The 25287-nt window shown below is 49.2% G+C and carries 26 protein-coding genes; 9 read left to right on the top strand and 17 right to left on the bottom strand.

The genetic code is table 11. From position 1 onward, the window contains the following. Positions 1–51 precede the first annotated feature (51 nt). The 6 genes from HQN60_RS06185 to HQN60_RS06165 all read right to left on the bottom strand — a co-directional run bounded on the left by HQN60_RS06185 (position 52) and on the right by HQN60_RS06165 (position 5893). Positions 52–426 (bottom strand): hypothetical protein, encoded by a 375-nt coding sequence (locus HQN60_RS06185; RefSeq protein ID WP_173532828.1) that lies wholly within the window; start codon positions 424–426, stop codon positions 52–54. Between the two features lie 193 nt (positions 427–619). Then, complete coding sequence (locus tag HQN60_RS06180; protein WP_173532827.1) at positions 620–1531, bottom strand: LAPAL motif-containing putative phage structural protein; 912 nt, start codon at positions 1529–1531, stop codon at positions 620–622. 561 nt (positions 1532–2092) lie between these two features. Further along, positions 2093–2806, bottom strand: coding sequence for a PilZ domain-containing protein (locus tag HQN60_RS06175; RefSeq protein ID WP_173532826.1), 714 nt, complete (start codon positions 2804–2806; stop codon positions 2093–2095). A gap of 66 nt (positions 2807–2872) precedes the next feature. Next, positions 2873–3004 (bottom strand): hypothetical protein, encoded by a 132-nt coding sequence (locus tag HQN60_RS16305; RefSeq protein WP_256435145.1) that lies wholly within the window; start codon positions 3002–3004, stop codon positions 2873–2875. Positions 3005–3365: 361 nt separating this feature from the next. Further along, the gene (locus tag HQN60_RS06170) at positions 3366–4295 is read right to left on the bottom strand and encodes a methylenetetrahydrofolate reductase (RefSeq protein ID WP_173532825.1); all 930 of its coding nucleotides are present in this window, start codon (positions 4293–4295) and stop codon (positions 3366–3368) included. 254 nt (positions 4296–4549) lie between these two features. Then, the gene (locus tag HQN60_RS06165) at positions 4550–5893 is read right to left on the bottom strand and encodes an esterase-like activity of phytase family protein (protein WP_173532824.1); all 1344 of its coding nucleotides are present in this window, start codon (positions 5891–5893) and stop codon (positions 4550–4552) included. A gap of 258 nt (positions 5894–6151) precedes the next feature. On the opposite strand from HQN60_RS06165, the gene HQN60_RS06160 reads away from it, so the two are divergent. Beyond that, complete coding sequence (locus HQN60_RS06160; RefSeq protein WP_254456685.1) at positions 6152–7045, top strand: endonuclease; 894 nt, start codon at positions 6152–6154, stop codon at positions 7043–7045. Here the strand turns inward: HQN60_RS06160 and HQN60_RS06155 are convergent. From HQN60_RS06155 to HQN60_RS06140, 4 genes are all read right to left on the bottom strand, one after another. Beyond that, positions 7042–7236, bottom strand: coding sequence for a DUF1289 domain-containing protein (locus tag HQN60_RS06155; RefSeq protein WP_173532823.1), 195 nt, complete (start codon positions 7234–7236; stop codon positions 7042–7044). The two genes, HQN60_RS06160 and HQN60_RS06155, sit on opposite strands and share 4 nt — an antisense overlap. A gap of 56 nt (positions 7237–7292) precedes the next feature. Then, entirely contained in the window at positions 7293–8036 is a 744-nt protein-coding gene (locus HQN60_RS06150) for a substrate-binding periplasmic protein (RefSeq protein ID WP_173532822.1), read from the bottom strand. A 99-nt stretch (positions 8037–8135) separates the two neighbouring features. After that, positions 8136–8846 (bottom strand): hypothetical protein, encoded by a 711-nt coding sequence (locus tag HQN60_RS06145; RefSeq protein WP_173532821.1) that lies wholly within the window; start codon positions 8844–8846, stop codon positions 8136–8138. 117 nt (positions 8847–8963) lie between these two features. Beyond that, a complete protein-coding gene (locus HQN60_RS06140; protein ID WP_217390270.1) occupies positions 8964–9896 on the bottom strand; it encodes a LysR family transcriptional regulator in 933 nt (310 codons plus the stop codon). A gap of 64 nt (positions 9897–9960) precedes the next feature. Here HQN60_RS06140 and HQN60_RS06135 point away from each other — a divergent pair, with 64 nt between their 5' ends. Continuing rightward, a complete protein-coding gene (locus HQN60_RS06135) occupies positions 9961–11070 on the top strand; it encodes an agmatine deiminase family protein (RefSeq protein ID WP_173532820.1) in 1110 nt (369 codons plus the stop codon). A gap of 62 nt (positions 11071–11132) precedes the next feature. On the opposite strand, the gene HQN60_RS06130 is transcribed toward HQN60_RS06135, so the two are convergent. The 4 genes from HQN60_RS06130 to HQN60_RS06115 all read right to left on the bottom strand — a co-directional run bounded on the left by HQN60_RS06130 (position 11133) and on the right by HQN60_RS06115 (position 16635). After that, a complete protein-coding gene (locus HQN60_RS06130; RefSeq protein WP_173532819.1) occupies positions 11133–12686 on the bottom strand; it encodes an aminotransferase class V-fold PLP-dependent enzyme in 1554 nt (517 codons plus the stop codon). 185 nt (positions 12687–12871) lie between these two features. Next, positions 12872–13942 (bottom strand): 3-deoxy-7-phosphoheptulonate synthase, encoded by a 1071-nt coding sequence (locus HQN60_RS06125; RefSeq protein ID WP_173532818.1) that lies wholly within the window; start codon positions 13940–13942, stop codon positions 12872–12874. 432 nt (positions 13943–14374) lie between these two features. Continuing rightward, entirely contained in the window at positions 14375–14932 is a 558-nt protein-coding gene (locus HQN60_RS06120) for a cytochrome b (protein WP_173532817.1), read from the bottom strand. Between the two features lie 65 nt (positions 14933–14997). Then, a complete protein-coding gene (locus tag HQN60_RS06115) occupies positions 14998–16635 on the bottom strand; it encodes a histidine kinase N-terminal 7TM domain-containing protein (protein ID WP_173532816.1) in 1638 nt (545 codons plus the stop codon). 384 nt (positions 16636–17019) lie between these two features. Between HQN60_RS06115 and HQN60_RS06110 the strand changes: the two genes are divergently transcribed. Beyond that, the gene (locus HQN60_RS06110; protein ID WP_173532815.1) at positions 17020–17256 is read left to right on the top strand and encodes a DUF2061 domain-containing protein; all 237 of its coding nucleotides are present in this window, start codon (positions 17020–17022) and stop codon (positions 17254–17256) included. 100 nt (positions 17257–17356) lie between these two features. On the opposite strand, the gene HQN60_RS06105 is transcribed toward HQN60_RS06110, so the two are convergent. Both HQN60_RS06105 and HQN60_RS06100 read right to left on the bottom strand, forming a co-directional pair. Further along, entirely contained in the window at positions 17357–17722 is a 366-nt protein-coding gene (locus HQN60_RS06105; protein WP_173532814.1) for a hypothetical protein, read from the bottom strand. A 287-nt stretch (positions 17723–18009) separates the two neighbouring features. Continuing rightward, complete coding sequence (locus tag HQN60_RS06100; RefSeq protein ID WP_217390268.1) at positions 18010–19161, bottom strand: pyridoxal-phosphate-dependent aminotransferase family protein; 1152 nt, start codon at positions 19159–19161, stop codon at positions 18010–18012. 133 nt (positions 19162–19294) lie between these two features. On the opposite strand from HQN60_RS06100, the gene HQN60_RS06095 reads away from it, so the two are divergent. The 4 genes from HQN60_RS06095 to HQN60_RS06080 all read left to right on the top strand — a co-directional run bounded on the left by HQN60_RS06095 (position 19295) and on the right by HQN60_RS06080 (position 22763). Next, positions 19295–20068: a TFIIB-type zinc ribbon-containing protein gene (locus HQN60_RS06095; protein WP_173532813.1), complete on the top strand. Its 774-nt coding sequence runs from the start codon at positions 19295–19297 to the stop codon at positions 20066–20068. Positions 20069–20544: 476 nt separating this feature from the next. Next, positions 20545–21219: a PEP-CTERM sorting domain-containing protein gene (locus tag HQN60_RS06090; RefSeq protein ID WP_173532812.1), complete on the top strand. Its 675-nt coding sequence runs from the start codon at positions 20545–20547 to the stop codon at positions 21217–21219. Positions 21220–21510: 291 nt separating this feature from the next. Next, positions 21511–22449, top strand: a complete 939-nt coding sequence (locus HQN60_RS06085) for a sodium-dependent bicarbonate transport family permease (protein WP_173532811.1) — start codon at positions 21511–21513, stop codon at positions 22447–22449. An 11-nt stretch (positions 22450–22460) separates the two neighbouring features. Further along, complete coding sequence (locus HQN60_RS06080) at positions 22461–22763, top strand: P-II family nitrogen regulator (RefSeq protein ID WP_173532810.1); 303 nt, start codon at positions 22461–22463, stop codon at positions 22761–22763. Between the two features lie 133 nt (positions 22764–22896). On the opposite strand, the gene HQN60_RS06075 is transcribed toward HQN60_RS06080, so the two are convergent. Beyond that, positions 22897–23478, bottom strand: coding sequence for an NAD(P)H-dependent oxidoreductase (locus tag HQN60_RS06075; RefSeq protein WP_173532809.1), 582 nt, complete (start codon positions 23476–23478; stop codon positions 22897–22899). Positions 23479–23693: 215 nt separating this feature from the next. On the opposite strand from HQN60_RS06075, the gene HQN60_RS06070 reads away from it, so the two are divergent. After that, a complete protein-coding gene (locus tag HQN60_RS06070; protein ID WP_173532808.1) occupies positions 23694–24443 on the top strand; it encodes a substrate-binding periplasmic protein in 750 nt (249 codons plus the stop codon). Positions 24444–24598: 155 nt separating this feature from the next. Then, entirely contained in the window at positions 24599–25267 is a 669-nt protein-coding gene (locus tag HQN60_RS06065) for a class I SAM-dependent methyltransferase (RefSeq protein ID WP_173532807.1), read from the top strand. Positions 25268–25287 lie beyond the last annotated feature (20 nt).

Below are 25287 nucleotides of genomic sequence, written 5' to 3'. Positions count from 1 at the left end.
AGTTTTCCGTGGAATCAATCGACTCTGACCCCTTTGATTCAAGAATGATAATTATTTTTCAAAAATTTCTTTTGCAGAGTTTTCTAGCAACTTGCTTATTTGCTTTTGAATCTTGTCTTTAGTGGTTTTGTCGTCAGCTTGATCATGCATTATTTTTAGTAATTGTATTTTTTTAGTGAGCTTTTCTTTGATCATATAAGTGTCAACGCAAAAACCAATCCATGAAAGAGCTACCGCGAGAAGAAGTGTTAATAAAGCTGAAATTAGTGCTATGCCCTGATCTGTAAATAAATAATGTAGGCTAGTATCCTGAGAGATTCCTTTGCCTGCATCAATCATTATTTTTGTGACAAATCCAGTGATGGCACCACTTATCGCAACATCACGTGCCTTGATGTCTTTGTTCTTTTGGGTGGATGTGGTCATTGATCCACCCATTTTTTGTTTTCTCGAATTAAGTCCCAGATCTCATCGGTTTTTTCTAGGCGAATGGTTGTGCTGTTCTTGTTTCCATTCTTGTCGATAAATGTTAGTTTTATTTTTTTTGTTGATATGAGTAATTTTATTACTGGGTAAAGGTATATTATTGCGACGACGCTAATTATTGCCAAAAATTCTATCACAATAATTCTTCCTGAAGACTTGTATCAACTGATATGTGATCAAATACAGTTGTGACTGTGTAAGTAGTTTTTATCTTTCCAGAGAATGATGTTTTCTCCTTTTTCCAATGTAATTGGAGATCCAGCAGATCATCTTTTGCAAATTTTTCTCTGTTTGCTGCTACACTGGCCAAGAATATTTCATCAATTATTGAGACGTTGAATCCATTTCTGGGCTCATCTTTTGGAATGATTTTCCAGCGGGACTTTTTATTGTAGGATAGTGTTTCAATGTAATATTTACCTGTCACAGTGCCTTCATCTAACAATGTTTTGTACTGTCTTTCAATTAATAGGCTATCTCGCTCTTCCTTGTTAATTTTGATTGCACTATTTTCATAGTGGCTAGGTGATATGTTTAATGTGTCAATGCCTTCCTCAAGTAAAGGACGAACTAAGTCACTTATTGAAGCTCTAATTTTCTTGTTCGAAAGAATGGCTGCTTCTAATTCATCAAGAACAACACTTTTACCATCCACCTCTATTGTGTAGTTGCCTTCTTCTTGCTGTGTAATAACAATTTCTGTTTTGTTTGGAGATATTTTTTTCATTATCTCTATGACTTTGTTCAGAGCTTGAGTAATTTTTTTGAAAACTGACTGAAAACTCAAATTGCCCTGTACATTCTCCCCTTGGCCGAGAATGCGAAGTAGCCACCATAGTGAGCCCTCCCCAAAACCACCGTCAATAAATACCTCGGCATCTAATTCAGCATGGTAAATCTTTCTAATTTCTTTATATGATTCATCAATAATAAAATTCATGGCGGAGATGCTGTCCGCTACTAATTTAGCATTCATTTGATGGGCTTTTATTTTTTCACCGGAGCCATCGTAATCAATTCGTATTGAATTATCTTCGAAGATCATGATTGTTTTTTCTTGTTTAATTAAATGTATTCAACAAAGCGACATTGGTACGCCGCGAAACTGTGTACCGCAGTAGGGCGTAATCGCCGAAGACATTACGCCGCTTGCCATCACACTCACACAATACGTTTACCTTGGCACCATTTGGCGTATTGCCGCTTCGCGTCGAATACGCCCTACCGTTCATCCGATGCCAGCATCATATCCACTTGCAAACTCAGCGTCAGCTATTTGATGGGAAAGTGTTAGCTTTATTAAAAAATCAATGGGGTCAGAGTCGATTGATTTCTAGTTTTCCGTGGAATCAATCGACTCTGCCCCCTTTGATTCGCATTGAGCGGGTTGGGCTTATCAACCCGCCCTAATAACGACAGCTGACTCCAGCATCAGATTGGCGGGTTACGCCTGCGGCTAACCCGCCCTACGTATCGATGTATTTGCTGGCAGGTGTTGCTGAGCAATGCTTAGCCAGCGATACCAACAAAAAAGCCTCGCAACTGCGAGGCTTTTTTGAATACTACTGTGGGGTGAAACGCTGGCTTTGCGCCCCAAATGGCGTAATTAAACTGGCGTCGCGGCGTCGTTTTGGGCGGTTAATCTTTGCTGCATATAGCGTTGAATGTTGTTATTGGCGGCTTCGGTTAAATTGCAAAATTCCAAGCCATGCAGCACATGGTCTTCGCTGATTTCGCTGAATTTGCTGCGAATAATCGCACTGGCTTCAACCGAGATTGCGCCTTGCTCAAAGGGCAATTCCAGCAGCACATGTAGCTCATCGCCAATCATGCCCAAGGCGGCGTGATATTCCACTTGCATGCCTTGTTCAGATAAATTCAGCAGCATGGCGCGGCGGCGTACATCGCCGGTGCGCTCCACCAGCAGCACTTGATGCAAGGCCACGCGCGAAAAGTGGCGGCTTTGTTCGATGCGCATCTGCTCTGGCCATTGCAAACCGATCGTCCATTGCGGCTGCTGCGGTTGGGGGATCAGGTTGGTCTCAAAGCACAGCACGCCATTGGGCACGGCCAGCCGAACGCTGATGGTGGCGGCGCAATTTAATTTAACGCGGATATCGAGTTGGTCGGACTTAATCAATGGCCGAAGCAGCAACGTTTGCCCGACAATCACCTGCAATAGCTGAGCGCGAATCGGCATATTGCTCTGTGGCAGGCCAAGGAATAGCTCTTTACCGTCTAATAAATATTGGTTTAGAGCGAGTTTTTGCGCGTGGTCTAGCTCGACCTTGTTTGCTGCTACTGGATTGATTTGGCTCATTGCAAACTCCCATATCGACCTCAGAAAGATGACTCAAAAAGTAAGCTAAAACAAGAAATAATTAATTTATTCAACGCCTTCAGCAAGAATTTCTGATCCAAAACAACAAATACCCAGCGCATGCTCGGCATTCATTTGCCGCTGGGCGAGGCTCTGCGCCCGAACCGCTGCCCGCCAAGGCGATGATTTCGTTGGCATAGAAAGAGCTTTGCGGCTGGCCAAACAGCAGCGCCAGCACCCACGGCTGAGTTTTGCTAAAAAGCGCATCGGTATAAGTACCCATTTTGGGTATGATCGAACCCAAAATGGGTTTGATTGGATGCCGGCATGTAGGGCGGGTCGAGACCCGCGCTGATTGCGATGAGTGATTACCGCATCGGATTGGCGGGTTACGCCTAAAGGCTAAGCCGCCCTACTGCATCGATGTATTTGACTGCAGGTGTTGCTGAGCAAGACTTAGCCAGCAATACCCATAAAAAAACCTCGCGAATGCGAGGTTTTGGGTGATTTTTTAGGCAGCGGCAAAATAGATAAACCAAAAGCCGAATCCCTCGGGCGCTTACGCCTGATTGGCTACAAACATCTGCTGCACATCACGCACCAATTGCAATGAGGCTTCGATTTCGTCTTTACGAATGGCGACGCTCTCAATATTGCAACCTACAGGTATTCCCTTCTCGCTAGCGTATTGCAACAGCTCTGCGAATATACCCTTACATACATCCAGTGATTTAGCCAAAATATCACCCGAATGAATCAAATCGTTCTCTAGCCATTTAGGAATGCTAATCCCTAGCCATTTCATAAATTCCAGCGTTTTCACCGAGCCGCATGGCGTAATGGTGAAAATAATCGGCACCATCGCCGTGCCAGTTTGTTGGCAAGCGTAGTAGTAATCCGACAGAAAATTCTTGGCCGCTTCAACGTTGTAAACGCATTGCGTCACAAAGAAAGAGCAGCCCTCAGTCACCTTGTGCGCCACGCGCAAATGCTCGTCGTTTTTGACCAAGTGCCGCTCCGGAATCGCCACGCCACCGACTAGCAAATGGGGATTCACCTCGCGGCGCAGCGCGTAGGCTTGGGCCACGGTGAGCGACACCTGCTGCTGGCGAGAGGCCGCGCCAACAAACACCGACACCCCATCGTTCATCGCCAGCAAATCAGCGCCAAATTGCGCAGGCGCATACTTACCCACGCAGCGGTACACAATTTTGGCCATGTCTAAAGCCGCAAGGTAATCCCGGCTATACACCAGCGGATCAAGCGTCGCCATAAACGGAAACGGCCGCGTGGCATCCGTGCGATCGGCCTCGTCTTGAATGTCATACAACACCAAGCCATCCAAGCCCAGCGGCGCAATGCGCTCAATTTGCAGCGCGGCAATCTCGGCGATTTTTTCCGGCGTGTTATTGGCCTTGGGCGGCGTAATGCCATACAGCAAGATACCAGACTGACGTTGAGCGATTTTGGAGTGCAGTGAATTAGGCATGAGTAGACTCGGATTCGTTTGCCGAGATTTTACGCAGTTTTGACCAAATAATTACAAAAAATCTTAATCGGCTTATGCGATGTAACACCGTAAGCGGGTTGGCGGGTTACGCCTGTGGCTAAGCCGCCCTACTGCCAAGCTTTTTTATCGAGGTATATATCTGCAGATAATAATTATCAATAACTAGCCAGCAATACCCATAAAAAAAGCCCCGCATCTGCGGGGCAAAGCTTGGAGGGTAGTCGGCGATATGTTTACTTTGGGTAGTAGTGGCTCAAGGGTTGTTTCAGGTTGAGTAGCCACAGCTCAGTCGCTTCGTTGCTCGGTTTAACGACGAGGCGTTCGTTGTTGGGGAGTTGGCCGTTGTCGATGACGACATCATCGACGTCTTTGCCGCTGGCGAGTTCGGTTTTTAGGCCAAAGTCGTTGTCGTTCATGATGGCGAGGCCGCCGTTATATAGGGCGAGGCCTTCGGCTTTTTCGGCTTGCCAGCCCAGCTCACGCAAATCGAGTACGCGTTGTTTGCGAATCATTTTGACATTGGCTAAATCGGCTTTGCTGGCGTATTCCGGCTCTTTGCCAGCGATGGGCGCCAGCGTATCGGCACCGGCGATATCAATCACATACAGCACATTGCGCAGCTGTTTATCTTTGCCTTTGCCTTGCTCAATCAAGGCAAAATGCGTGTTGTCGATGGCGACCAGATCGCCAATTTTGGCGTCGCCGGTTTTTTTGTACGCGTCGACATCCAATGGGTAGGCCAAGGTGCGCGTTGCGCCGCTGCTTGGGTCAAACTCAACCAAGCGGATAAATTGGGCGCTAGATTTGGTTTCGCCGTCGATATTCAGCGTCGATTGCAGCATGGCATACACTTTGCCATTCGGGGTGAAGGCAACGGCTTCAAAGCCGCGATTGGCTTGGCGATGTTTAAGCACATCAGGCAAGCCCGCGCCGGGGGCGAGTTGCTTTAACACTTTGCCGCTGGCGGCATCGACTTGCAGCAAAAATGGGCCGTATTCATCCACCACCCACAATTGGCCTTTTTTGCCGGCGACAATGCCTTCGGGATCAATACCGCGTGGGCTGGCGTCTAGCGTTTTCAGGGTGTCGCTGAGTGCCACTTCGCCCGTAGCGCCAACGCGGCCTTGCGGCAACGGCAGGCCGCTAGCCACTTGGCCATCAATTAAATACGGCTTGCTTAAGATCACATCGGCAGAACGCTGGCGGCGAACTTTGATTTCGGCAAAGCGCGGTGCGTAATCGGGGGCCAAAAAGAATTTGGCTTCGCGTTTTTTATCGCCCACTTGCACTTTAGGCGCATCCCCATTGGGGCCACGATCGCCAGTGGCCCAAAAATACACAGTGCCGTCGCGATCCATTTTTTTAAATCCCAAACCCGAGCCCGGCGCAAAGCTAAATCCTTGGGCAAAAGCGCTGGCAAATTCGCCGTGATAAGCAATGTTTTCTTTGCTGGGGCTTTGCAAGGTGTAGCGCTCAATCGAAGCAATCGCCGGATGATCGACCTGCTGCATTTCAAAGAACGGCGCCGCATGGGCAGCACCAGCGAGCAATAAAGTGATGAGCGAAAACTTCAACATGCCAAACCCGCAAAAGAATTGATGATGGATTGCGATATTAAGTCAGCTTAATGACAAGAACATGACAAGTTGCTCAACAGGTTGCGAGTCATCACACGATCTAGTTCATGCGGCGCATCGTACTTATTACCTAGGGCAAATCTTACGAATACCCTAGTTGATTTCTGACGACGATTTTATACTGTCGACGGTTTGATTGAATCCATGCGGTATTGCCACTGCTTCAATTGTTTTTCTCTCTTCTTTGATCGATTCCCCATGTCTTATTTAAATTCGCGCCGCATGATTTCCTTGGCGCTTGGCGGCGTGCTCACGCTCACTTTATCCGGCTGCGTGACGCAGGCGACGGAGCAAATTAAGCAATTTTTTAATAGCTCGGGTGTGCAGCAAATTGGCGATTGGGCCGAGCAAGGTTTGGCAGCGCTGACTTCACCCACGCCACCACCAGCGGGCGATTTAGCGCCGCTTAATACCGAAAACGTCGTGATGGCGACTCGGCAAAACCCGGTCGGGCATCGGGATTTTCAGCAGGCCAAAAAGGTATTACCGAGGGTATTTGCCGGTATGGAAGAGGATTTCTACTGTGGCTGCCAATACTCCGGCAAAGTAATCGACTGGGCCAGTTGTAATTATCAGCCGCGTAAAAATGCCGAACGGGCGCGCCGCTTGGAATGGGAGCATGTGGTACCGGCGTGGGTGATTGGTCATCAACGCCAATGCTGGAAAAACGGCGGGCGCAAAAATTGCAGCGCAAATGATGTTATCTATCAAATTGCCGAGGGTGATTTAGTCAATTTGGTGCCAGCGGTGGGCGAGGTGAATGGCGATCGCAGCAATTACGCCTTTAGCGCGTGGACGCGTAATCCACCGCCTATGTATGGCAGTTGCCAAACGATTGTGGATTTTAAAGCCAAAAAAGTTCAGCCCCGCGAAGAAGTGCGCGGCCGCGCCGCGCGAATTACTTTGTATATGCACCAGCAATACCAGCTCAATCTCAGCCGCCAAGATCGCCAACTAATGTGCGCTTGGGCCAAAACCTATCCGGTGGATGCGTGGGAGATCAAACGCGACAAACGCATTGTCGGGCTACAAGGCAGCGGCAATCCTTTGGTGAGCAACCCTGAGCTCTTGGCGCAATATTGCCCGGCTTAGTTCGTTGAGTTCGTTGAGTTTGCTGGCGCGCTAGGCGGCAAGCGAGCCAGGCGTTGCCAAACGGCGTGTTTGGCAGCGTCGCTGCTGCTCGACCAAGCTTTGATTTCGTCCAAGCTGCGGCGGCAGCCAAGGCAATATTGGCCAGCCGAATCAAGTTTGCATTGCTGAATACACGGTGATGCGACAGTCATGGCCTAGCCTGCAAAAAAACGCGTATTGAACGCGATTGCATGGCGGCTGGCAAGCACTAGGGGGCGGCGCTGCTATCTGCAGGTAGGTCGATTTGGTAGCGGTTGGCGATTTGTTTGAGTTCACCCGATAGAGTGAGCTGGCGTAGCGCGGTTTCAAATGCGGCCAGTGCCGCGCTGGCTTTTGGCGCAAACGCAATGCTCAGCGCCGCCTCAGCAAAGGCGGGCTCTTGCCAGCTCACTTTGTCGGCAATCGGGGCTAATTCAGGCTGAGTCAGCAAATATTCGCCAACGGCTTTTTCTAAAATCGCTAGCGATATCCGCCCAATCGCGAGTTTTTTTAAATTGCTCAGATCATCGTGAGCGGCATCGATGCGTACGCCGGTTTTATACAGCGTCGTTGGATAGCCATAATTGCGGACCCCACCCGCAAGCCGCCCCCGCAATTGAGTTAAATCTAATAGTGGCACTCGCTGCGCGGTGGGCACATAAAAGCCCAGTTTGCTGATAAAAATCGGGCTCGACGCCCGAAAGCCCCGATCCACATAGCTATTGGGCCACACCCCGATAATGCCGTCGGCACGATTGGCTTTTAATTCATTGAGCGCCCGCGCCCACGGCACAAAGACAATCTCTAACTGATAGCGCGGTGCAAGGGTTTTTTGTACCACCTCAATCAATGCCCCTTGCGTGGGCATGGCCTGCGAGGTATAGGGTGGATATTCTGCGGCCAGCAAGCGCAATTTTTGTGCCGAGCAGCTTAAACTCAAACTAAACAACAAGACACCCAAGATCAGACGCATTTTTTGACTCCCGGCCAAATCCGCCACAATCATCCCAAGCCAACTCGGAGCTACACGCTTAGCGAGCCACCGAACACGATTAATCGATACCTCTATAGATTAGCCGCCATAAATCACGGCATCAGGAATTTCGTATTGCTCCGCACCAATTTGGATATGACTGACGTCTTTTTGCTTTTGCTGACTAAAGTCGCCATGCGACATCGGCGTTGCCGTATAGCCCGTTGCAGTACCATGGTCAAAACGAATAACGCGTTGCCCCTGCGCAAGTTGTATCGTCACCTCCGCCGAGCCCTGCCCTTGTCGCACTACGCCAAATTGGCATTCTCGGCTTTGCCCAGCAACGCAAGGTATCGTGCCGGTGGCATGGTAAGGCGTGCCACTGACTTTGGCATCGGACGCTGGCGGCGTGTCGATGGCGACTTTAAGAGTGAATTTCGCGGTTTCATTACGCCGTGCGGCATTGCGCATGATATAAACCCGCAGCTTATATTCGCCGCTCGCAGGCAATATCCCACGATAGGTATTGCCGGCGCTTGCGCCGACAAATAAGGCTTCGTCTGATGAACCCGGTGGCAAAATATTGAAATAACTACTGAGCTGGCGACTGCTATACACCGCCGTGAGCCTTTGCCCTGCTTTGGCATTCAAGGTGTAATCGATGTATTGATAGCCTTTAATCTGCCCCTTTAACACCGTGCTCGATTGCCCTTTAGCAAAATGCACCGGTATCGTGGTGAGATCTTGCGCCTGTACCAAACCAAGGGGAAGCAGCACACAGACGCTGAGAACGATGGCACGAAGAAACATAGGTAAGCTCCAAATTGGCGCACAGCATCATGCAAAGCCCACGCTTAAAAAACGCGGTGCAGCGCTATGATTACCAAAACCAGAAATAATCGCAAGTTTTATGTCAGCAAACACCACCTACGTGGCCTCAAGCTCACCTGCTTGCAGCAAAAAATCCCGCACTTGGCGCACAATCTCAGCACGCGGTGCGCCAGCAACGCTAGATAAAATCCACGGTGCGGCGGCTAAACGCGGATAGTCCGGCAAAATGAGTAATTGCCCAGTTTGCAAATACTCACTGGCTTGCCGCCGTAACACATAGGCCATGCCATCACCTCGGCAAACGGCATCCAGCTGCAAACGCACATCGTCATAAATTCGCCGCCGGCGAAAAGCAGCCAATTGCTGACGAAACTGATGGCTTGGGCCATCGTTTTGAAAATCGGCCTCTAATGAAATCAGACCAATCACTTGATGATGCTGATGAACTGGCAGTGCTTGTAATTCAGGCATGCGCTGCGGGCTAACCACGGCCACCCATTCATCGCTGAGCCAAGTGTGATCTTGTACTCCCGCTTGCTGTAACGGCCGCTGGCTAATCAGTAAATCAACGTCAACCTCGTCGATATACCGCGCCGACTCATCCACCGATAGCACCAAACATAGCTCGGGAATCGCCGCTTGTAGCGCGGCCAATCGAGGCTGTAACCAACCTTGTAGCAATGCCGCTGGTGCAACAATCACCACCAGTCCGGGGTCAAGATAGGTGTCAATTTGCGCTAAACCCCCAGCCAGCACCGAGAGCGAACGCTGCACGCTGCGCAGCAACACCTCGCCCGCAACAGTGAGCTCAACGCCACGACCAACGCGTAAAAACAAGGGCTGCGCTAGCTGCGTTTCTAATTGCAAAATTTGATGACTAATTGCCGATTGCGATAAGCACAATTCATCGGCAGCCCGCGAAAAGCTACCCAATCGAGCGGCGGCTTCAAAACCCATTAATAATTTAAATGACGGTAGTTTGGCCATGACTGATGAGAAATATTGATAAATTAGCGCTAAAAATATCATTTTTCTTCATCAATAAATAGCGTAACAATGCGCTATACCTTCACAGCCACCCAAAGGAAACCCAATGCATCCACGTCGCCGTTTTTTAAAACACACGCTCGGTGCCGCCGGTAGCAGCTTACTGCTTGGCGCGGGGATTTCACTGCCCAGCGTGGCCCACGCCAATAGTGACACCGTCTGGACCATGCCAGATGAAGCCGCGGCGCATCGTGCAACGTGGATGGCGTATGGTCCACAAGCGGCAATTTGGGGGCCGCGACTAATGCATGGCGCACGCGCCAATTTAGCCAGCATTGCCAAAACCATTGCGCAATTTGAACCGGTCAATATGCTGGTGCGAGCGGCAGATTACGATATCGCCGCGCAGCAATGCGGCAGTAGTGTGCAGCTGATCGTGCAAGAAATTGATGATTTGTGGATTCGCGATACCGGCGCGGTGTTTGTTAAAAATCAGCAGCACCAAATTGGCGCGATTGATTTTCATTTTAATGGCTGGGGCAATAAACAAAGTCATGCTCGAGACGCACGCGTTGCAGCAATGATGATTCACAGTACCGCAGTCACCGCTTTAGCCACGCGTTTGGTGCTGGAAGGCGGCGCAATTGAGGTCGATGGCGACGGTAGCGCCATCATCACCGAAAGCTGCGTAATCAATGCCAATCGCAATCCGGGCGTGAGCAAAGCCCACATCGAAACCGAGCTAAAGCGTTTGCTTGGGCTCAGCAAAATCATCTGGTTACCCGGCATTGCGGGCCGCGATATTACCGACGGCCATACCGATTTTTATGCCCGCTTTACCGAGCCCGGTGTGGTTGTAGCGCATATCGATCATGACCCTGATTCCTACGATTACGCGGTCACACGGCGGCATTTAAAAATATTACGCGCCGCCACCGATGCCAAAGGCCGCAAACTGGAAGTGATCGAACTACCAGGGCCCAATTCAATTCGCCAGCAGTTTAGTAATGATGAATTTACTGCCGGTTATATTAATTTTTATGTTTGCAATCACGCCGTGATTTGCCCGCAATTTGGCGATAGCAAAACCGATCGCAATACCCGCGATACGCTGCGCGATTTATTTCCTAACCGAGATGTGATTCAACTGAATATCGATGCCATTGCCGCCGGCGGTGGTGGCATTCATTGCGCCACCCAGCAGCAAATAGCCTAAGCAAATAACTGAGGTATTGCCACATAGATCAATTTATATAATATCTAGATGGCAATACCTAATTAGTCGGCAGCACTTGGCATCGGCAATCCAGCCAGACCATCGGCCAAATGCCAAATTTGCGTATAGCCTTTGCCGCGCATTAGGCTGAGGAGTTGCCCGCTGCGCCGGCCACTGCGGCAGGCAAGTAATAGCGGGCGATCAAGCTCGATTTGGCCTAGCCAAGTGGCCAATTGGCTTAATGGCTGAGCGGTAATGGCCAGACCCAGCGATGGGCAACACGCGGCTTGTTCCCATTGCTCACGAATATCCAGCAAGACACCAGCAGGGTGCGCGGCGATCCACGCGGGTAATTGCTCGGCGGTGACGGCGTAGCGACTCGAGAGCTCAAGGTCTTCGTCGGGTAATGCCACTTGCTCCAGCTGCAGCATATCGTTCAGATGGGTTTGCAGTATTTGTCCGGCGAGGGCAATTCGCTCAACGGCGGCGTCGATATCAGCGGCACAAACGTTCGGTGAGATCGACATCCGAATCGCGCTCGATGCGCGCTCTTCCCCTAAGCCCATCGCCATTAACACAAAGCTCGGTTTGGCGTTTTTGCTATTGCAAGCCGAGCCGGCACTGAGCCGTAAACCCAGCGCATCAAATAGATCAAGCAAGCATTTGCTGGGGATGCCGAGTAAAGAAAAATTAATCGTCGTGGGTAAACAATGCTGGCTAGGGCTATTGATCACCAGTTGCGGAAAGGCTTGTTGCAGCGCGGCTTTCAGCCGTTGCTGCGCCGCATTCAGCGCGCCCGCTTGCCACTGCCCAGCCAATATCGCTTCGCAAACCGCACCTAAAGCGGCAATGCCGGGTAAGTTTTCAGTGCCACAGCGTGCATTGCCCTCTTGCCCACCGCCCGCCAATAGCCGCGTAAACGGCGCGCCGGCGCGCACATACAGCAAGCCGATGCCCTTGGGCGCGTGTAATTTATGCCCCGAGAACGGCGCATAATCAATTCGCAAGCCCAGCCAATCGACGGCCAATTTGCCCAAAGCCTGCACGCCATCGACCAACCATAAGGGCCGCACTGGCAGCGCATCGAGCACACGGGCAATGCCGTCTAAATCGCTAATGGCACCGGTTTCATTATTGGCCGCCATGGTACACACCAAGGCGGCGCCCTCGGCGTTTTCAGCCAGCCAAGACAAATCATGTCGACCTTGTTGATCAACCGGAATCGGCAGCAATTCCAGCGTGAGGCCCAAAATTTCGCCCCAATGCGCCAGCGCCTCGGGAACGGCTTTATGCTCAGTGGCTCCGTATAACACCCGCACCAACGCCGCACCACGCTGCGGATGCAGCGCCGACAGCACCGCGGTTTGAATGCCTTCGGTGGCGCCGGAAGTAAAAATCAAACCATCCACAGGCACATGCAGCACCTCAGCAACGGCAGCGCGGGCACGATCGAGCTCAATGCGCGCGCGAATCCCTGCCCCGTGTGGGCTGCCCGGATTGCCAAAATTATCGCTAAGTACCCGAATCATCGCCGCTTGCGCCGCAGGCAAAATCGGCGTGGTGGCATTCGCATCCAGATAAATTTCACTGCAGTGTGTAGCAGTTGCGTCAGTCATCGGGGCTCACCTTTAATTTGGATTGAACCATTGTGCGACCAATAACCAGGCAATTCAATCTGCAAACGGCTGACAAATTACCCAACGAACCACCCAAAGTTAGATCACCATCAACAGATGGCCAGATGAGCATAAGCTGAGGCGATAAAGCCCCAGCTTATTGGCTTAAGCCCCAGCTTATTGGCTTAAGCGCGAGCGGCTTTGGCGGCCGCCAAGCGTTGCGCGGCATCGCGCAACATACTTTCGGTACTGGCCCAATCAATACAACCATCGGTGACCGAGCAGCCGTAAATCAATTGCGATAAATCTGCGGGGATTTTTTGATTGCCAACGACCAAGTTCGACTCGATCATCACACCCACCAAAGCTTGGCTACCGTTGACGACTTGATTAATCACGTCATTCATCACTAGTGGCTGTAATTCCGGCTTTTTATAGCTATTGGCATGCGAGCAATCGACGATGATATTGCACGGTAATTTAGCTTTTTTCAGCGCTTGCTCGGCCATCGCCACCGATACGGTGTCGTAGTTGGGTCGACCATCACCGCCACGCAGCACCACATGCCCGTATTGATTGCCGCGCGTGCGCACAATCGATACTCGGCCTTGGCCGTTCAAACCCAAGAATGAATGCGGGTGCGAAGCAGATAAAATCGCATTAATCGCAATGCTAATATCGCCATCGGTACCATTTTTAAAACCCACTGGCGTGGATAGGCCGGATGACATTTCACGATGCGTTTGCGATTCGGTGGTGCGCGCGCCAATCGCCGTCCAGGCAATTAAATCGCCCAAATATTGTGGCGAGATTGGATCGAGCGCTTCGGTGGCGGTCGGCAAACCTAGCTCGCATACGTCGAGCAAAAAGCGCCGCGCTTTTTCCATACCCAAATCCACTTGGAATGAATCATCCATAAATGGATCGTTGATATAGCCTTTCCAACCGGTGGTGGTACGTGGTTTTTCAAAATAAACCCGCATCACTAGCAATAAGCTGTCTTTGACTTCGGCTTGCAGTGCTTTCAAACGGCGCGCGTATTCTAAACCGGCAACGGGATCATGAATCGAGCAAGGACCAACCACCACAATCAGTCGATCATCTTGTCGATCCAGAATGTTTTTTAAGGCTTCACGGCCAGCATCCACCACTTGGGCGGCGGATTCAGAAAGCGGTAAACGGGCATGTAATTCTTCGGGTGAGGGCATCGCGTCAAACGAAGTGACGTTGATATTCTCTAAGTCTTGGCTGTTCATCGTGAAGTCGATCAAAAGAGGAAAGCCAAAGAGTATAAACGAAGGCGTTGCGCCGTCGAGCACGAGTCATGCTTTTGGCATCGGGAAAATCATACAAACTATGGGTATTGCTAGGTAGATTTTTAAAAATAAAGCCTAGATGGCAATACCCATTCAAATTGCGGGGATTAGATTAGGTTTAATGCCGTGCCGCGCTCGTTGGTCTGGGGCTTAAAAACCCGTCCAAGCGCACCGAGTGAGGAGGGAGACAAACAGATTTATCGTTTGGCTCACGATCGATCGAGGGAACAGCGGAGCTGGGCGCGCTCGGGTCGCCTTTCTTTTCCCCTCTTTTCTTTGGCGAGACAAAGAAAAGAGGGTCCCCGTCGCGGACTGCGACTGTAAACAATCGTGCCGCAGGCACACCATCAACACATCATCTAAACAAGACCATCACTCATCATCGCGCCGAATCGGCCCTATCATTCGACTCATCGTATCGTCTTTAATAATGCGTTGATGCCACAACCCAGCGCCGACGTGCAATATCACTAACCACAACAGCGTATTACCCAAAAATTCATGCACGTCTTTCACGTCTTTGGCGGTTTCTGGGGTCATGGTGAACAACGTTGGCAAAATCCAGCCGAAAAAATCTACCGGCTTACCAAAGCCTTGAATAAAGGCTACGCCCAAAATCGGCATGCAAAACATCAGCGCATATAAAACCCAGTGCGTTAAATCCGCGGCTTTCATAATCAAGGGTGCTGGGCTGGGCGTAATCTGCGGCGAGCGATTGGCGGTGCGCCAAATAAAGCGCGGAATCACCAACAAAAAAACCATAATACCCGCTTGAATATGCACCATTTTTAAGTAATCTCGCCACGGATCACCTTTGGGAAAATAGCCTTTCAGCTCAATACACGCCAAGGCCGTAATCACCGCGATGGCACAGAGCCAATGCAATAGACGAGCTACTTTGCCATAGCTATGGCGAGTGTTTTTTAGCATGTTTTACCCCAAGGAGTGAGTGATTAGGTTCAAACCTTCACCCTGTTGACGGCTAATTGCAAGTGTTAGTCAAACATTACCGGAGTGCTCAAAGGCTGAATGGCGATTTTATTTTTAGGGCTAGCCAATTCACTGCGATTGCGACCGGCATCTTTGGCCCGATACAAGGCCATATCAGCATAAGCGATGGCGGTATCAAAGGTATTGCTGGCATAAGCAACCTCGACAATCCCTGCCGAGAAAGTCACCGGCATTGGTGTGCCATGCACTAAAGCAGGCTGAGCGAGTAATTGTTCACGCCAAACTTCAGTCAGTCGCAAGGCTTGCGCGGCGCTGGTATCTGGAAAAATAACTAAAAACTCCTCGCCGCCCAAACGAAATAGCAGATCAGTTTGCCGGCTATAGCGGCGTAATAATTGCGCCATATGCCGTAAAACTTCGTCGCCTGCACTATGCCCATAGTGATCATTAATGGTTTTAAAGTGATCTAAATCGATCATCACCAAGCTAATGGTTTGCTGCTGTTGCGTGCTATGCCTGAGTAAGCTAGGGGTGACTTCATCCAGAAAGCGCCGATTATGCAAATTGGTCAATGGATCAAGAATCGCCGCTTGATGCAGCTGCTGCTGCAGTTGCGCGTTGGATTCCAGTTGCGCTTCGAGTGAAATCAACGCCTGCTGTAAAGCCAGCTGATTATGTTTATGGTGAGTGATATTACGCAGCACCAGCAATAAGCCAATCGGCTGCTGCAAATAATAAATAGTGACCGAGCGCAAATCGTAATACGCATCGTCCAATTGCAGCTCAAACTCAACCGGGAGTAAACGATCCCATAAAGTCGGTAATAAATTGCCGAAATAAGGCAATAGTTTGAGCGGCAGACCAATTGCATTGGCCGGCATATTCGGCAACGCTCGCGCGGCGTGATTCAATCTAGCGATTTGCTGCTGATCATTAATCACCAAAACGGCGTCGGGGATGGCATCAAATAACACATCATGCGCGATCGGCAATAAATCAAACCATTGCCGATGGGTAATCAGCCAATAAAAAATCCCCCCCATGATTAAAAAACTAAATGGGGTCGGATCAAAATCAAACAGCGTAACCAAGCCCGTTAAATGTGCGGCATTAGCCAGCCATGGAATCGCCATCGCGATGGCTAGCCCGAGATAATGCTGACGATACAAGGCATTGGCGCGCGCTAGGGCATTAATAATGACCAACATGCTCAAAGTCATATAGCCGTATAAGTACAAGGCGCATAAATAAAACCATGGGCCATGTAGATAGCGAATCGCGGCACCCGGTGCATCGCTCACTGGTAGTGTGCTCACATACAGCCAATGATGCTGATCATTGGTAAAAGCAATCAAGCAAGTCAGCAGCGGCATCAACCACAGCGCCAATTGGCCCAGCCAAGTCGGGCGACGATTATCGCCTTTGACGTAAGCCCAAACAAATAGCGTCCAATAGCAAGGCACCGTAACGATGCCTAGCCAAGCGAGTTTGGCCCATAGAATTTTATCTGCTGGCGCAGTTTGCCAGTTTTCCATCCCTGCTGCGCCACTCCACCATGCGGAAGCGAGCAGCATGCAAACATAATAGAATTTTGCAGGAAATGCATTACGCCGCGCAGTCAATAGCGCCAATGCAAGCGTAAAAATCGCGCAGCTGAATAATACAAACGCCGGCCAATTCATCGCTGTGGCCAGAATCGATCACTCACAATAGCGATCAGAGAGGGGAAGTAAGTGCTCATTTTTTGATTGTAAAGCATCGCTGCCGATTCAATTCGATTCGCTGGCTGGCTGTCTAATTTCACAGACAATCTAGGCTAAGCTGATACTTTATTTCTACATTCTTACTATAAATTTACCAATTATCGATAAGTAACGTCGTCGAATCGTATTTGTTAATCGCGATATCAGCGCCTTGTACATCAAAATCTAACCTTGCTTTGCAAATCAGCACCAGCACATTGATAGTTTTTTGCTATGGAATTGGTGCAAATATTCAACTGTTTATTTTAAATGAGAACGACTATCATTTGCATATCAAACACATTGACCGAACAGGATACAATCATGGCGAAGACGATTACTTTTGCAATGGTGCATTTTACCGTGGCATTTAGCGTGGCGTATTTGATTACCGGCAGTTTAGGTATGGCGGGCTTTTTGGCTTTGATTGAGCCGATGGTCAATACCGTAGCGTATTTTTTCCATGAAAAAGCATGGGATGCTTACCGCTTGGGGCGCGGCCAATCTGCAGCCCAGAGCGCCGAGCCAACAGCAATCGACTCTGGCCATGCCGCAGCATAAACATCATGCTATCGGCGGGCCGGATGCAAAAATTTTAGCGCTTATTCTGGCGGCGTCAGCAAAGCTGACTCACTCGCCAAGCGCTTTGGTGCTGAGCAATTTATTTTTGCGAGTCAATATCCGCTAGCGACTCTTCACCTTTGGTGGTGATGAAATGACCGACTTCGCCTTCACGCGTTTCAACATGGCCTTTACGCAATAAAAACGCCAATGCTTCGCCGTTAATTTTTAGCGTTGGATTGATTTTTAATTGGCGCAAACTCTCGATACACAGCGTCATAAAAATAGTTTGTTTACCCAAATCAGTGATTTGCAAAATCCCGGTTTTGCGCTCATAAGCGGCTAATTTTTGCCCAGTAAGGGCTTTTACATTTTTAAATACCGCGTGGCTTAAACGGGTACTTTTCAAACCACGGCTCACTTCAACCAGCGCCGCCATTTCATCTTTAGATAGTTTTGTACTCATCAGTTACACCTCAATTCACTTTATTGCTCGACATGGTACGCGTCCATGCTCAGCAACGGGAAACTCAAAGCTCATTTTATGCGCAGATTTAAGCAACAAAGCGCATTTTTAACGCTTTTGCCCTCCCATTCACCAACAACCACGATTTACCATCAAGGCGCGCGCCAAAAATACGCGGTGTGAAGCCACGATTCGCTGCGTTTTTTCTGCATAAACGACGTATTAACAGCCAAATAAAAAAAGCACCGCAAATCATCTGCAGTGCCTTATTCATGGCTAACACAAATTTATTTTTTGGCTAAAACATGACCCAATGCTTGTAGTAATAAAGCAATGTTTTCACGCCGCGCCGCATAGCCCATCAAACCAATTCGCCATGCTTTTCCAGCCAAAGCGCCAAGACCTGCGCCGATCTCTAAATTATAGTCTTGCAGCAACTGGCTCCGCACCGCAGCATCATCTACCCCAGCCGGAATAAACACCGCATTCAGTTGTGGCAACCGCGCATTTTCCGGCACGACAAATTCAATACCGAGTTTTTCTAAACCATCGCGCAATTCAAGATGCATGGCCGCGTGCCGCGCCCAAGCGGCTTCTAAGCCTTCTTCGGCCAATAAACGCAAAGACTCGTGTAAAGCATATAAAGCATTCACTGGTGCGGTATGGTGATAGCTGCGCTTGCCGCCCCCATTTCCCCAGTAGGCCATCACCAAGGTTTGATCGAGAAACCAACTTTGTACTGGCGTTTTACGCGCTTTAAGTTTTTCGACCGCGGCAGGTGAAAACGACAGTGGTGACAAGCCCGGCACGCAGGATAGACATTTTTGGCTGCCCGAATAAATCGCGTCAATTCCCCATTCGTCGACGCGCAATTCAATCCCACCGAGCGACGTGACGGCATCCACAATACTCAAGCAGCCATATTGCTTGGCCAAAGCGCACAGCGCTTGAGCATCGGATCGTGCGCCGGTTGACGTTTCAGCGTGAACAAACGCCAAAAACTTCGCATCTGGATTGGCCTGCAGTGCGGCTTCTACGGCATTGGGATCGACCGGCAATCCCCATTCGCTATCAACCAAAACAGCAATCGCCCCGACCCGCTCAACGTTTTGCCGCATTCGTTCGCCAAATACGCCATTGCGACAAACGATGACTTTTTCGCCCGGCTCAACCAAGTTAACAAAACACGCCTCCATCCCCGCCGAACCCGGCGCAGAAACCGCCAAAGTCATTTCGTTTTGAGTTTGAAATGCATACTGCAACAACGACTTTACTTCATCCATCATGCCAACAAACACCGGATCTAAATGCCCTAGCGTTGGTTTGGCTTGAGCTGCCAATACCGAAGGATAAACATCAGAAGGCCCCGGCCCCATTAAGGTACGTTGTGGAGGAAAAAAAGGTTGAATGCTGGGCTTAAGCAGTGTTGACATCGGCATAACAAACTCCGCTAGAATAAGTGATGGCCTATTATGGCTGGCAGTCGCCAAGCGGTCACGCCTTTGTAATTGGGCGTACCGATCTAAGACAGTCTGCCCAAAATAAGTACACTTGGCACTACAGGAATACACCATGAATTGCACCGGATGCGGCGCGGCACTACCCGTTGACCAACTCGTTTGCAGCTATTGCGGCTTATATAATGCCGTTGATTTACTGGCCATCCGCGATTTCAAAATACTGGCTGAGCACAGTGAATTACTTTGCCCCAATCAATGTGGTGATCTGCAACTACTGCAATTAGGCGCACAACACACCACGGTCGGCCATTGCCCCAGTTGTAAAGGGCTGCATTTTGCCCCCGGCGCATTGCCGATCGTGCTCGATCATGTGGCAGCGCAAGTTCGCGAAATCAATCATGGGCGAATTCGCCAAATCATCATTGAGCGCATCAAACCTGAAGTCGTGCGCTACAAACCTTGCCCTGCCTGCAATAAAATGATGAATCGCCGGGCCTTTAGCCGGCACATCGCGGTGATTGTCGATGAATGCCGCGAGCATGGTGTATGGCTCGATGGTGGCGAATTTAGTATTTTGGCCGAATGGATGGAAGCCGGCGGCCAACAATATGTACTGGCAGAAACCGAACGCCAAGCCAGAATCGACGCCGCCAATGGTCAAGTCGATGCGATTCGCTACGCCGCCGACTCATCCCAGCCCAGCGAAACCGCACAAAGCATCGACGATTTTTTCCGCTCGCCCAAGCCCAACGCATCATTCAGCGAGAATGTACCCGCATGGTGTGTTGGCGTCGTTTTAACCCTCTTGCTGTTCTTTTTACTCGGGCTGAGCTGGCCGGTTTATTTACTGGCACTCGCCACTGGCATCGCGTGGCATTGGCGCTAATGCTTTCAAGCAACGTCTATCAAGGTATATCTCGGCAGATATTATATTTAAAGACCCTGCGAGCTATACCTAATAAGCTCGCCAAAATTTGGCGATTTTTTAATATCGCCTTGAATCGACAACAAAAAAAACCGCTGGATCGACTTTAATTTTCTGCCGTTAATCAGAAAGCAATAACCTACCCAAAGCTGACATTGATTCATGCCTCCATCATTTTCTTCGCTCTAAACCAGCCACCTTTCAAATTAAACACATTCCGTAAGCATTATTTTGGCAGGCAAGCAAATCAGCAAATCACTTCCGCACCTATACGCCAGTAATGGCATCAAAACAACTAAGTAAGCTTGGTGAACTATACCGTCAGCATGAAGAGTCTCCACCTTCATAACGCACAAGGCATGAATGACTATCGGCCTTGAATGCTGACAAGCGATCGGCAATATTACCAACTTCTTAGACCTGCACTGGAGCTCACCATGCGTAACATTCTGATTGCTTTACTTTTATCTGCACCTGCTCTAGCGCAGGCCAATTTAGTACAAGATGGCAGTTTTGAAGAAACTGTCGTTCCGAACGGAACTTGGAACGTATTTTCCAGCGTCGGTACTGGCGGTGTTTGGAAAAGCATCTCAGGCTCTGGAATTGAAATCCAACGCAATGTTACTGGTCCTGCATCCCATCTTGCTCAATTTGTAGAGCTAGACAGCCATAAAAACAGTGCCATGGCGCAATCGATCGGCACAGCAGCCGGAACAAATTACAGTTTAAATTTTGATTTTACCGCCCGCCCAAACACCACCGCCGCTACCAATGGCTTACAAGCATTTTGGATTAACTCGCTAGGTGCAGGTGCAACTACCGCCAGCATTCTTGCGGCAGCAACAGCAGGCAATATGATTGCCGATTTACACCCAAATACGGTGACAAGCAATACTTGGAAAACTTTTAGTCACAATGTAGTTGGTAGCGGCACTGGTTATAGTTATTTAGTATTTAAAGCCGCCGGTACATCCGACAGCTATGGCACTTATCTAGATAACGTCAATCTCAGTGTTGCCCCAGTTCCTGAACCAGAAACCTACGCCTTAATGGGCATTGGCTTGGCTGGCCTGCTGGCAGCACGCCGCCGGAAACAACAGCAATCGCACTAATCAACACCAAACCCGATCACTAGTTACTCGCGAGTCAAATTCCATGCCGCTCATTGCAATAATGAGCGGCATTTTGTATTCCACTTTGCAGTGAACGACATCGTCAGCGCAAAAAAATCGCTCCGCAACGCATGACCATTTTCCTCCGCAAAAAAATGCCTATATCCTATTTCTCACTACGTACTTCTGCTACACAAAATAATGAAAATAGCCTTTGTTTTTATATGTTTTTTATTTTGGCAAAATGTAGTAAATTCGTAAATATTGCCAATAAATAAGAAACATTCCTACATGCAAATCGATCCCGTTGTGCTGTTCTTCTTGCTTGGCTTGGCCGCTGGCTTGGCAAAATCCGATTTAAAACTGCCTAGTGCACTGTATGAAACACTATCGGTTTTTTTATTACTCGCCATCGGTATTAAAGGCGGCTTAATTCTCGCCAAACAACCGATTTTGACCCTATTACCGCAAGCCCTGCTCGTCATCTTTATGGGGGCGCTGATTCCATTACTGATCTATCCGCTACTTCGCCTCAAACTCAGCCAAGTCGATGCGGCGAGTATGGTGGCGCATTATGGTTCGGTGTCTGTCGTCACTTATGCTGTTGGCGTGGCTTTTCTGGCGCAAAAACAGATTAGCTTTGAGCCACAAACCACTTTATTTTTAGTGCTACTTGAAATGCCCGCGCTGATGATTGGCGTTGTGCTGGCGCGACTGGGCCCCAATGCCGCCCAATCGGGTCATGGCTGGCGCAAACTATTGCATGAAGTCTTTCTTGGTAAAAGCATGGTGCTACTGATGGGCGGTTTACTCATTGGCGCTTTGGCGGGGCCAGAAGGCATCAAGCCGCTGGATATGTTGTATATCGATTTATTCAAGCCGGTATTAACGCTGTTTTTACTCGAAATGGGCTTAGTCGTTGCCGGTAAAATGGGGATTTTACGCCAGCAAGGTTTGCTGGTGCTCAGTATCGGGATTGTTTTACCGCTACTGCTCAGCTGGATCGGCATTGGTTTTGGCTTGTTAATGGGGCTCTCATTGGGCGGCTTAACCTTGATGGCGATTTTGGCGGCTTCGGCATCGTATATTGCAGCACCAGCGGCGATGCGCATGGCGTTACCCCAAGCCAATCCGGCATTGTCGCTCGGCGCGGCGCTTGGCGTAACGTTTCCGTTTAATATCCTCGTGGGCGTACCGCTGTATCATCAATTTGCTGGCTATGCGGCTTAAGGAGCTGTGCGATGACTTTCCATACCCGAACACTACTGACCATCGTCACCGAAGCGGTACTTGAAAATGATTTAATCGCTTTATTTGAAGCCAGATCGATTCGCGGCTGGACAATTGTTGCCGCACGCGGCAACGGAGAACACGGCGAAAAACATGGCAATTTTGATGCCAATGAAAATATTCAAATTGAACTCATCATCGACACGCGACAAGCTGAACAATTGGCCCTAGCAGTGCATCATCAATTTGGCGCACATTTTGCTCTGGTTCAATGGCTCAGTGAAGTGCGGGTATTGCGTGGTGATAAATTTTAGTTTTATCAAAAGCACCACAGCGAATTGAGGCGGTTCATTGGCAAATAAAGCCTAGCCGCCGTAGTGATATACGGCGGCAACCAGCAATACCAACCTTAAAAAACGCTGCGGCTCATCCAGACATTCTCTCTGCCTAAGCAAGATACTGCTGTAAATGCTGTTGATAGCGCAAAAAGTCGCCAGCAATATCCGGCTGCTTAATCACATCAGTACAAATAAACGTTGGCAGTGCGCTCATTCCCAAAAACTCATTGGCCTTATGAAATGGTAAATACACCGCATCAACGCCAGCACCGGCAAAAAAATCATTCTGCTCGGTAAAGGCAGTCATTGGTGCATTCCAAGTGACTGATAGCAGATAGGTTTTGCCTTGCAATAATCCACCCGAACCATATTTTTGCTCCGGATTTGAGCGAGAACGGCCATCGCTGTGATACAGCACGCCATGCCCCGCAGTAAAAACTTCATCGATGTATTTTTTTAAAATCCACGGCGCCCCCATCCACCAAGCCGGCATTTGATAAATGAGGGTATCGGCCCACAGGATTTTATTAACCTCATCTGCAACCACATACCCTTGATCAATATGGCTCGCTTGCACTTCATGCCCTTGCGCTTGCAAGGTGGTTTGGGCAAGGTCACTCAAGGTTTGATTCAATTGCCCCTTAGAATGCCCAAATTCTTTTGCCGCATTAATAATCAAAATCCGTGACATATGCACTCTACCCCGTTGAATTTTCAGAGCATGAAGTTACCGATAAAACACCGCAAAATAAAGGCAATATCCCCATAAGCACAATTAACAAATCATTCTCACCCAATTAACTCGTCGACACTTGACGCCAATTTCCCCAACAGCGATGATGCTCTTACTGTAAGCCTGTCAAAAAACTTACCTACATTTCTTTTGCCACATTGAATTTCACCGCTATGCCGCGCATTTTATTGTTTACTCTGACGCTATTTTTTGCGGCTTGCAGCTTTGCAGCGCCACAAGAGATTGAGCTTGCCAATGGCGAATGGCCACCATTACTCGGCGCAAACCTGCCGCAATATGGCTACGCCAGCCAAATTGTCAGCCGCGCTTTTGCCCTAGAAAACATTCAGGTGAAATATCAATTTTATCCATGGAAAAGATCGCTCGATGTGGCACGCAGTGGCAAGGTGAATGGCAGCCTACTCTGGGTTGATAATGCAGAACGCCGACAAGATTTTTTATACAGCGACCCGGTGTATCGCAGCAAAGTCGTGTTGTTTTTTCATCGTGATCGACCAATTTATTGGTCGCATCTCAAGGATTTAAAAGGCCATCGGCTGGGACTGACGCATGGGTATTTTTATGGGGAAGCATTAACTCAACTCATACAAAGCCAACAACTACAAAGTGATATTGGCAATAACGATGCACAAAACTTTGCCAAACTCCTCGCGAAACGCATCGATGCTTTTCCTTGCGAAGAGGCGGTCGGCATGCACCTCATTCGTCACAATTTAGGCAGCAAAGCCTTAGAGCAACTCAATATCAGCACACAAATTATTCATGAAGAGCCCATGTATTTATTGATTAGCCGAAAGACACCCAATGCCGAGCTCTTGCTGCAACGCTTTAATCAAGGCCTGGCCAAAATGCAAGCGAGCGGGGAATTAAACGCGATTTTAAAGGCCGCCCAACTGCGTTAAAGCAGAAGTACGCATCACCAATTCGCAAGAGATGTTAGTATGAAAAACGATTCATCACTCGCACCTCTGCCCCGCCGTTTACTCCTCGCCTTGCAAAGCGCCCTGCGCCCTGTCGGTTCGACTAGCATTCAGTGCTGCACATGCCCAAGGCTGTCATGCTCCATGCTGTTCCGTTTGGCTATCAAGTCAAACAACTCCCCGTTGCCGTCGCTGGCGGGGCTGATCTCAATATTCGCGCTTTACTCGATCGACAACAATTTTATGACCCTCTGGGTGAAGCTGAAGCCGCAGGGATTTCTGAAGCCTGCTGGCCTTTATTTGGGCAAATTTGGCCTTCATCACAAAAACTCGCCGACTTAATGCAAAGCTATGATTTAGCTGGCCGTCGTGTACTGGAAATCGGCTGCGGCTTGGCACTGGCGAGTATGGTGATTCATCGTCGGCTCGGCGATATTACCGCTAGCGATTGCCATCCACTCACCGAGCAATTTCTAACAGCCAATTTACAGCTCAATACCCTGCCAAAATTAAAATATTGCACCGGTAACTGGGGACGTATCAATGATGATTTAGGCGAATTTGATCTGATTATTGGCAGCGACGTGCTCTACGAGCGTGGACATCCTGAAGTGTTGGCAGCCTTTATCGATCAACATGCCGCAGCCACCGCCGAAATTTTAATTATCGATCCCAATCGCAGTAATCGTAGCGCCTTTCATAAGCAAATGGCCCTGCGTGGCTTTAGCCTGCACGAAACCATGCTGACCCAAGCGCTCAATGACGGTAGCGCCTATCGTGGCCGACTTCTACAGTATCTGCGTTAAGGTCCGCGGTAAAAATAAAC

Origin of the sequence: Deefgea piscis (assembly GCF_013284055.1) — a bacterium.
Taxonomy (GTDB): domain Bacteria; phylum Pseudomonadota; class Gammaproteobacteria; order Burkholderiales; family Chitinibacteraceae; genus Deefgea; species Deefgea piscis.
Note: the sequence above shows the minus strand (reverse complement) of the source record. Positions and strands in the feature narration are given on the sequence as shown.

Bases quoted from the DNA above. Each gene is read 5' to 3' on its own strand.
- HQN60_RS06185 (WP_173532828.1), bottom strand. From the start codon at position 426: ATGACCACATCCACCCAAAAGAACAAAGACATCAAGGCACGTGATGTT.
- HQN60_RS06180 (WP_173532827.1), bottom strand. From the start codon at position 1,531: ATGATCTTCGAAGATAATTCAATACGAATTGATTACGATGGCTCCGGT.
- HQN60_RS06175 (WP_173532826.1), bottom strand. From the start codon at position 2,806: ATGAGCCAAATCAATCCAGTAGCAGCAAACAAGGTCGAGCTAGACCAC.
- HQN60_RS16305 (WP_256435145.1), bottom strand. From the start codon at position 3,004: ATGCCAACGAAATCATCGCCTTGGCGGGCAGCGGTTCGGGCGCAGAGC.
- HQN60_RS06170 (WP_173532825.1), bottom strand. From the start codon at position 4,295: ATGCCTAATTCACTGCACTCCAAAATCGCTCAACGTCAGTCTGGTATC.
- HQN60_RS06165 (WP_173532824.1), bottom strand. From the start codon at position 5,893: ATGTTGAAGTTTTCGCTCATCACTTTATTGCTCGCTGGTGCTGCCCAT.
- HQN60_RS06160 (WP_254456685.1), top strand. From the start codon at position 6,152: ATGTCTTATTTAAATTCGCGCCGCATGATTTCCTTGGCGCTTGGCGGC.
- HQN60_RS06155 (WP_173532823.1), bottom strand. From the start codon at position 7,236: ATGACTGTCGCATCACCGTGTATTCAGCAATGCAAACTTGATTCGGCT.
- HQN60_RS06150 (WP_173532822.1), bottom strand. From the start codon at position 8,036: ATGCGTCTGATCTTGGGTGTCTTGTTGTTTAGTTTGAGTTTAAGCTGC.
- HQN60_RS06145 (WP_173532821.1), bottom strand. From the start codon at position 8,846: ATGTTTCTTCGTGCCATCGTTCTCAGCGTCTGTGTGCTGCTTCCCCTT.
- HQN60_RS06140 (WP_217390270.1), bottom strand. From the start codon at position 9,896: ATGATATTTTTAGCGCTAATTTATCAATATTTCTCATCAGTCATGGCC.
- HQN60_RS06135 (WP_173532820.1), top strand. From the start codon at position 9,961: ATGCATCCACGTCGCCGTTTTTTAAAACACACGCTCGGTGCCGCCGGT.
- HQN60_RS06130 (WP_173532819.1), bottom strand. From the start codon at position 12,686: ATGACTGACGCAACTGCTACACACTGCAGTGAAATTTATCTGGATGCG.
- HQN60_RS06125 (WP_173532818.1), bottom strand. From the start codon at position 13,942: ATGAACAGCCAAGACTTAGAGAATATCAACGTCACTTCGTTTGACGCG.
- HQN60_RS06120 (WP_173532817.1), bottom strand. From the start codon at position 14,932: ATGCTAAAAAACACTCGCCATAGCTATGGCAAAGTAGCTCGTCTATTG.
- HQN60_RS06115 (WP_173532816.1), bottom strand. From the start codon at position 16,635: ATGAATTGGCCGGCGTTTGTATTATTCAGCTGCGCGATTTTTACGCTT.
- HQN60_RS06110 (WP_173532815.1), top strand. From the start codon at position 17,020: ATGGCGAAGACGATTACTTTTGCAATGGTGCATTTTACCGTGGCATTT.
- HQN60_RS06105 (WP_173532814.1), bottom strand. From the start codon at position 17,722: ATGAGTACAAAACTATCTAAAGATGAAATGGCGGCGCTGGTTGAAGTG.
- HQN60_RS06100 (WP_217390268.1), bottom strand. From the start codon at position 19,161: ATGCCGATGTCAACACTGCTTAAGCCCAGCATTCAACCTTTTTTTCCT.
- HQN60_RS06095 (WP_173532813.1), top strand. From the start codon at position 19,295: ATGAATTGCACCGGATGCGGCGCGGCACTACCCGTTGACCAACTCGTT.
- HQN60_RS06090 (WP_173532812.1), top strand. From the start codon at position 20,545: ATGCGTAACATTCTGATTGCTTTACTTTTATCTGCACCTGCTCTAGCG.
- HQN60_RS06085 (WP_173532811.1), top strand. From the start codon at position 21,511: ATGCAAATCGATCCCGTTGTGCTGTTCTTCTTGCTTGGCTTGGCCGCT.
- HQN60_RS06080 (WP_173532810.1), top strand. From the start codon at position 22,461: ATGACTTTCCATACCCGAACACTACTGACCATCGTCACCGAAGCGGTA.
- HQN60_RS06075 (WP_173532809.1), bottom strand. From the start codon at position 23,478: ATGTCACGGATTTTGATTATTAATGCGGCAAAAGAATTTGGGCATTCT.
- HQN60_RS06070 (WP_173532808.1), top strand. From the start codon at position 23,694: ATGCCGCGCATTTTATTGTTTACTCTGACGCTATTTTTTGCGGCTTGC.
- HQN60_RS06065 (WP_173532807.1), top strand. From the start codon at position 24,599: ATGCTCCATGCTGTTCCGTTTGGCTATCAAGTCAAACAACTCCCCGTT.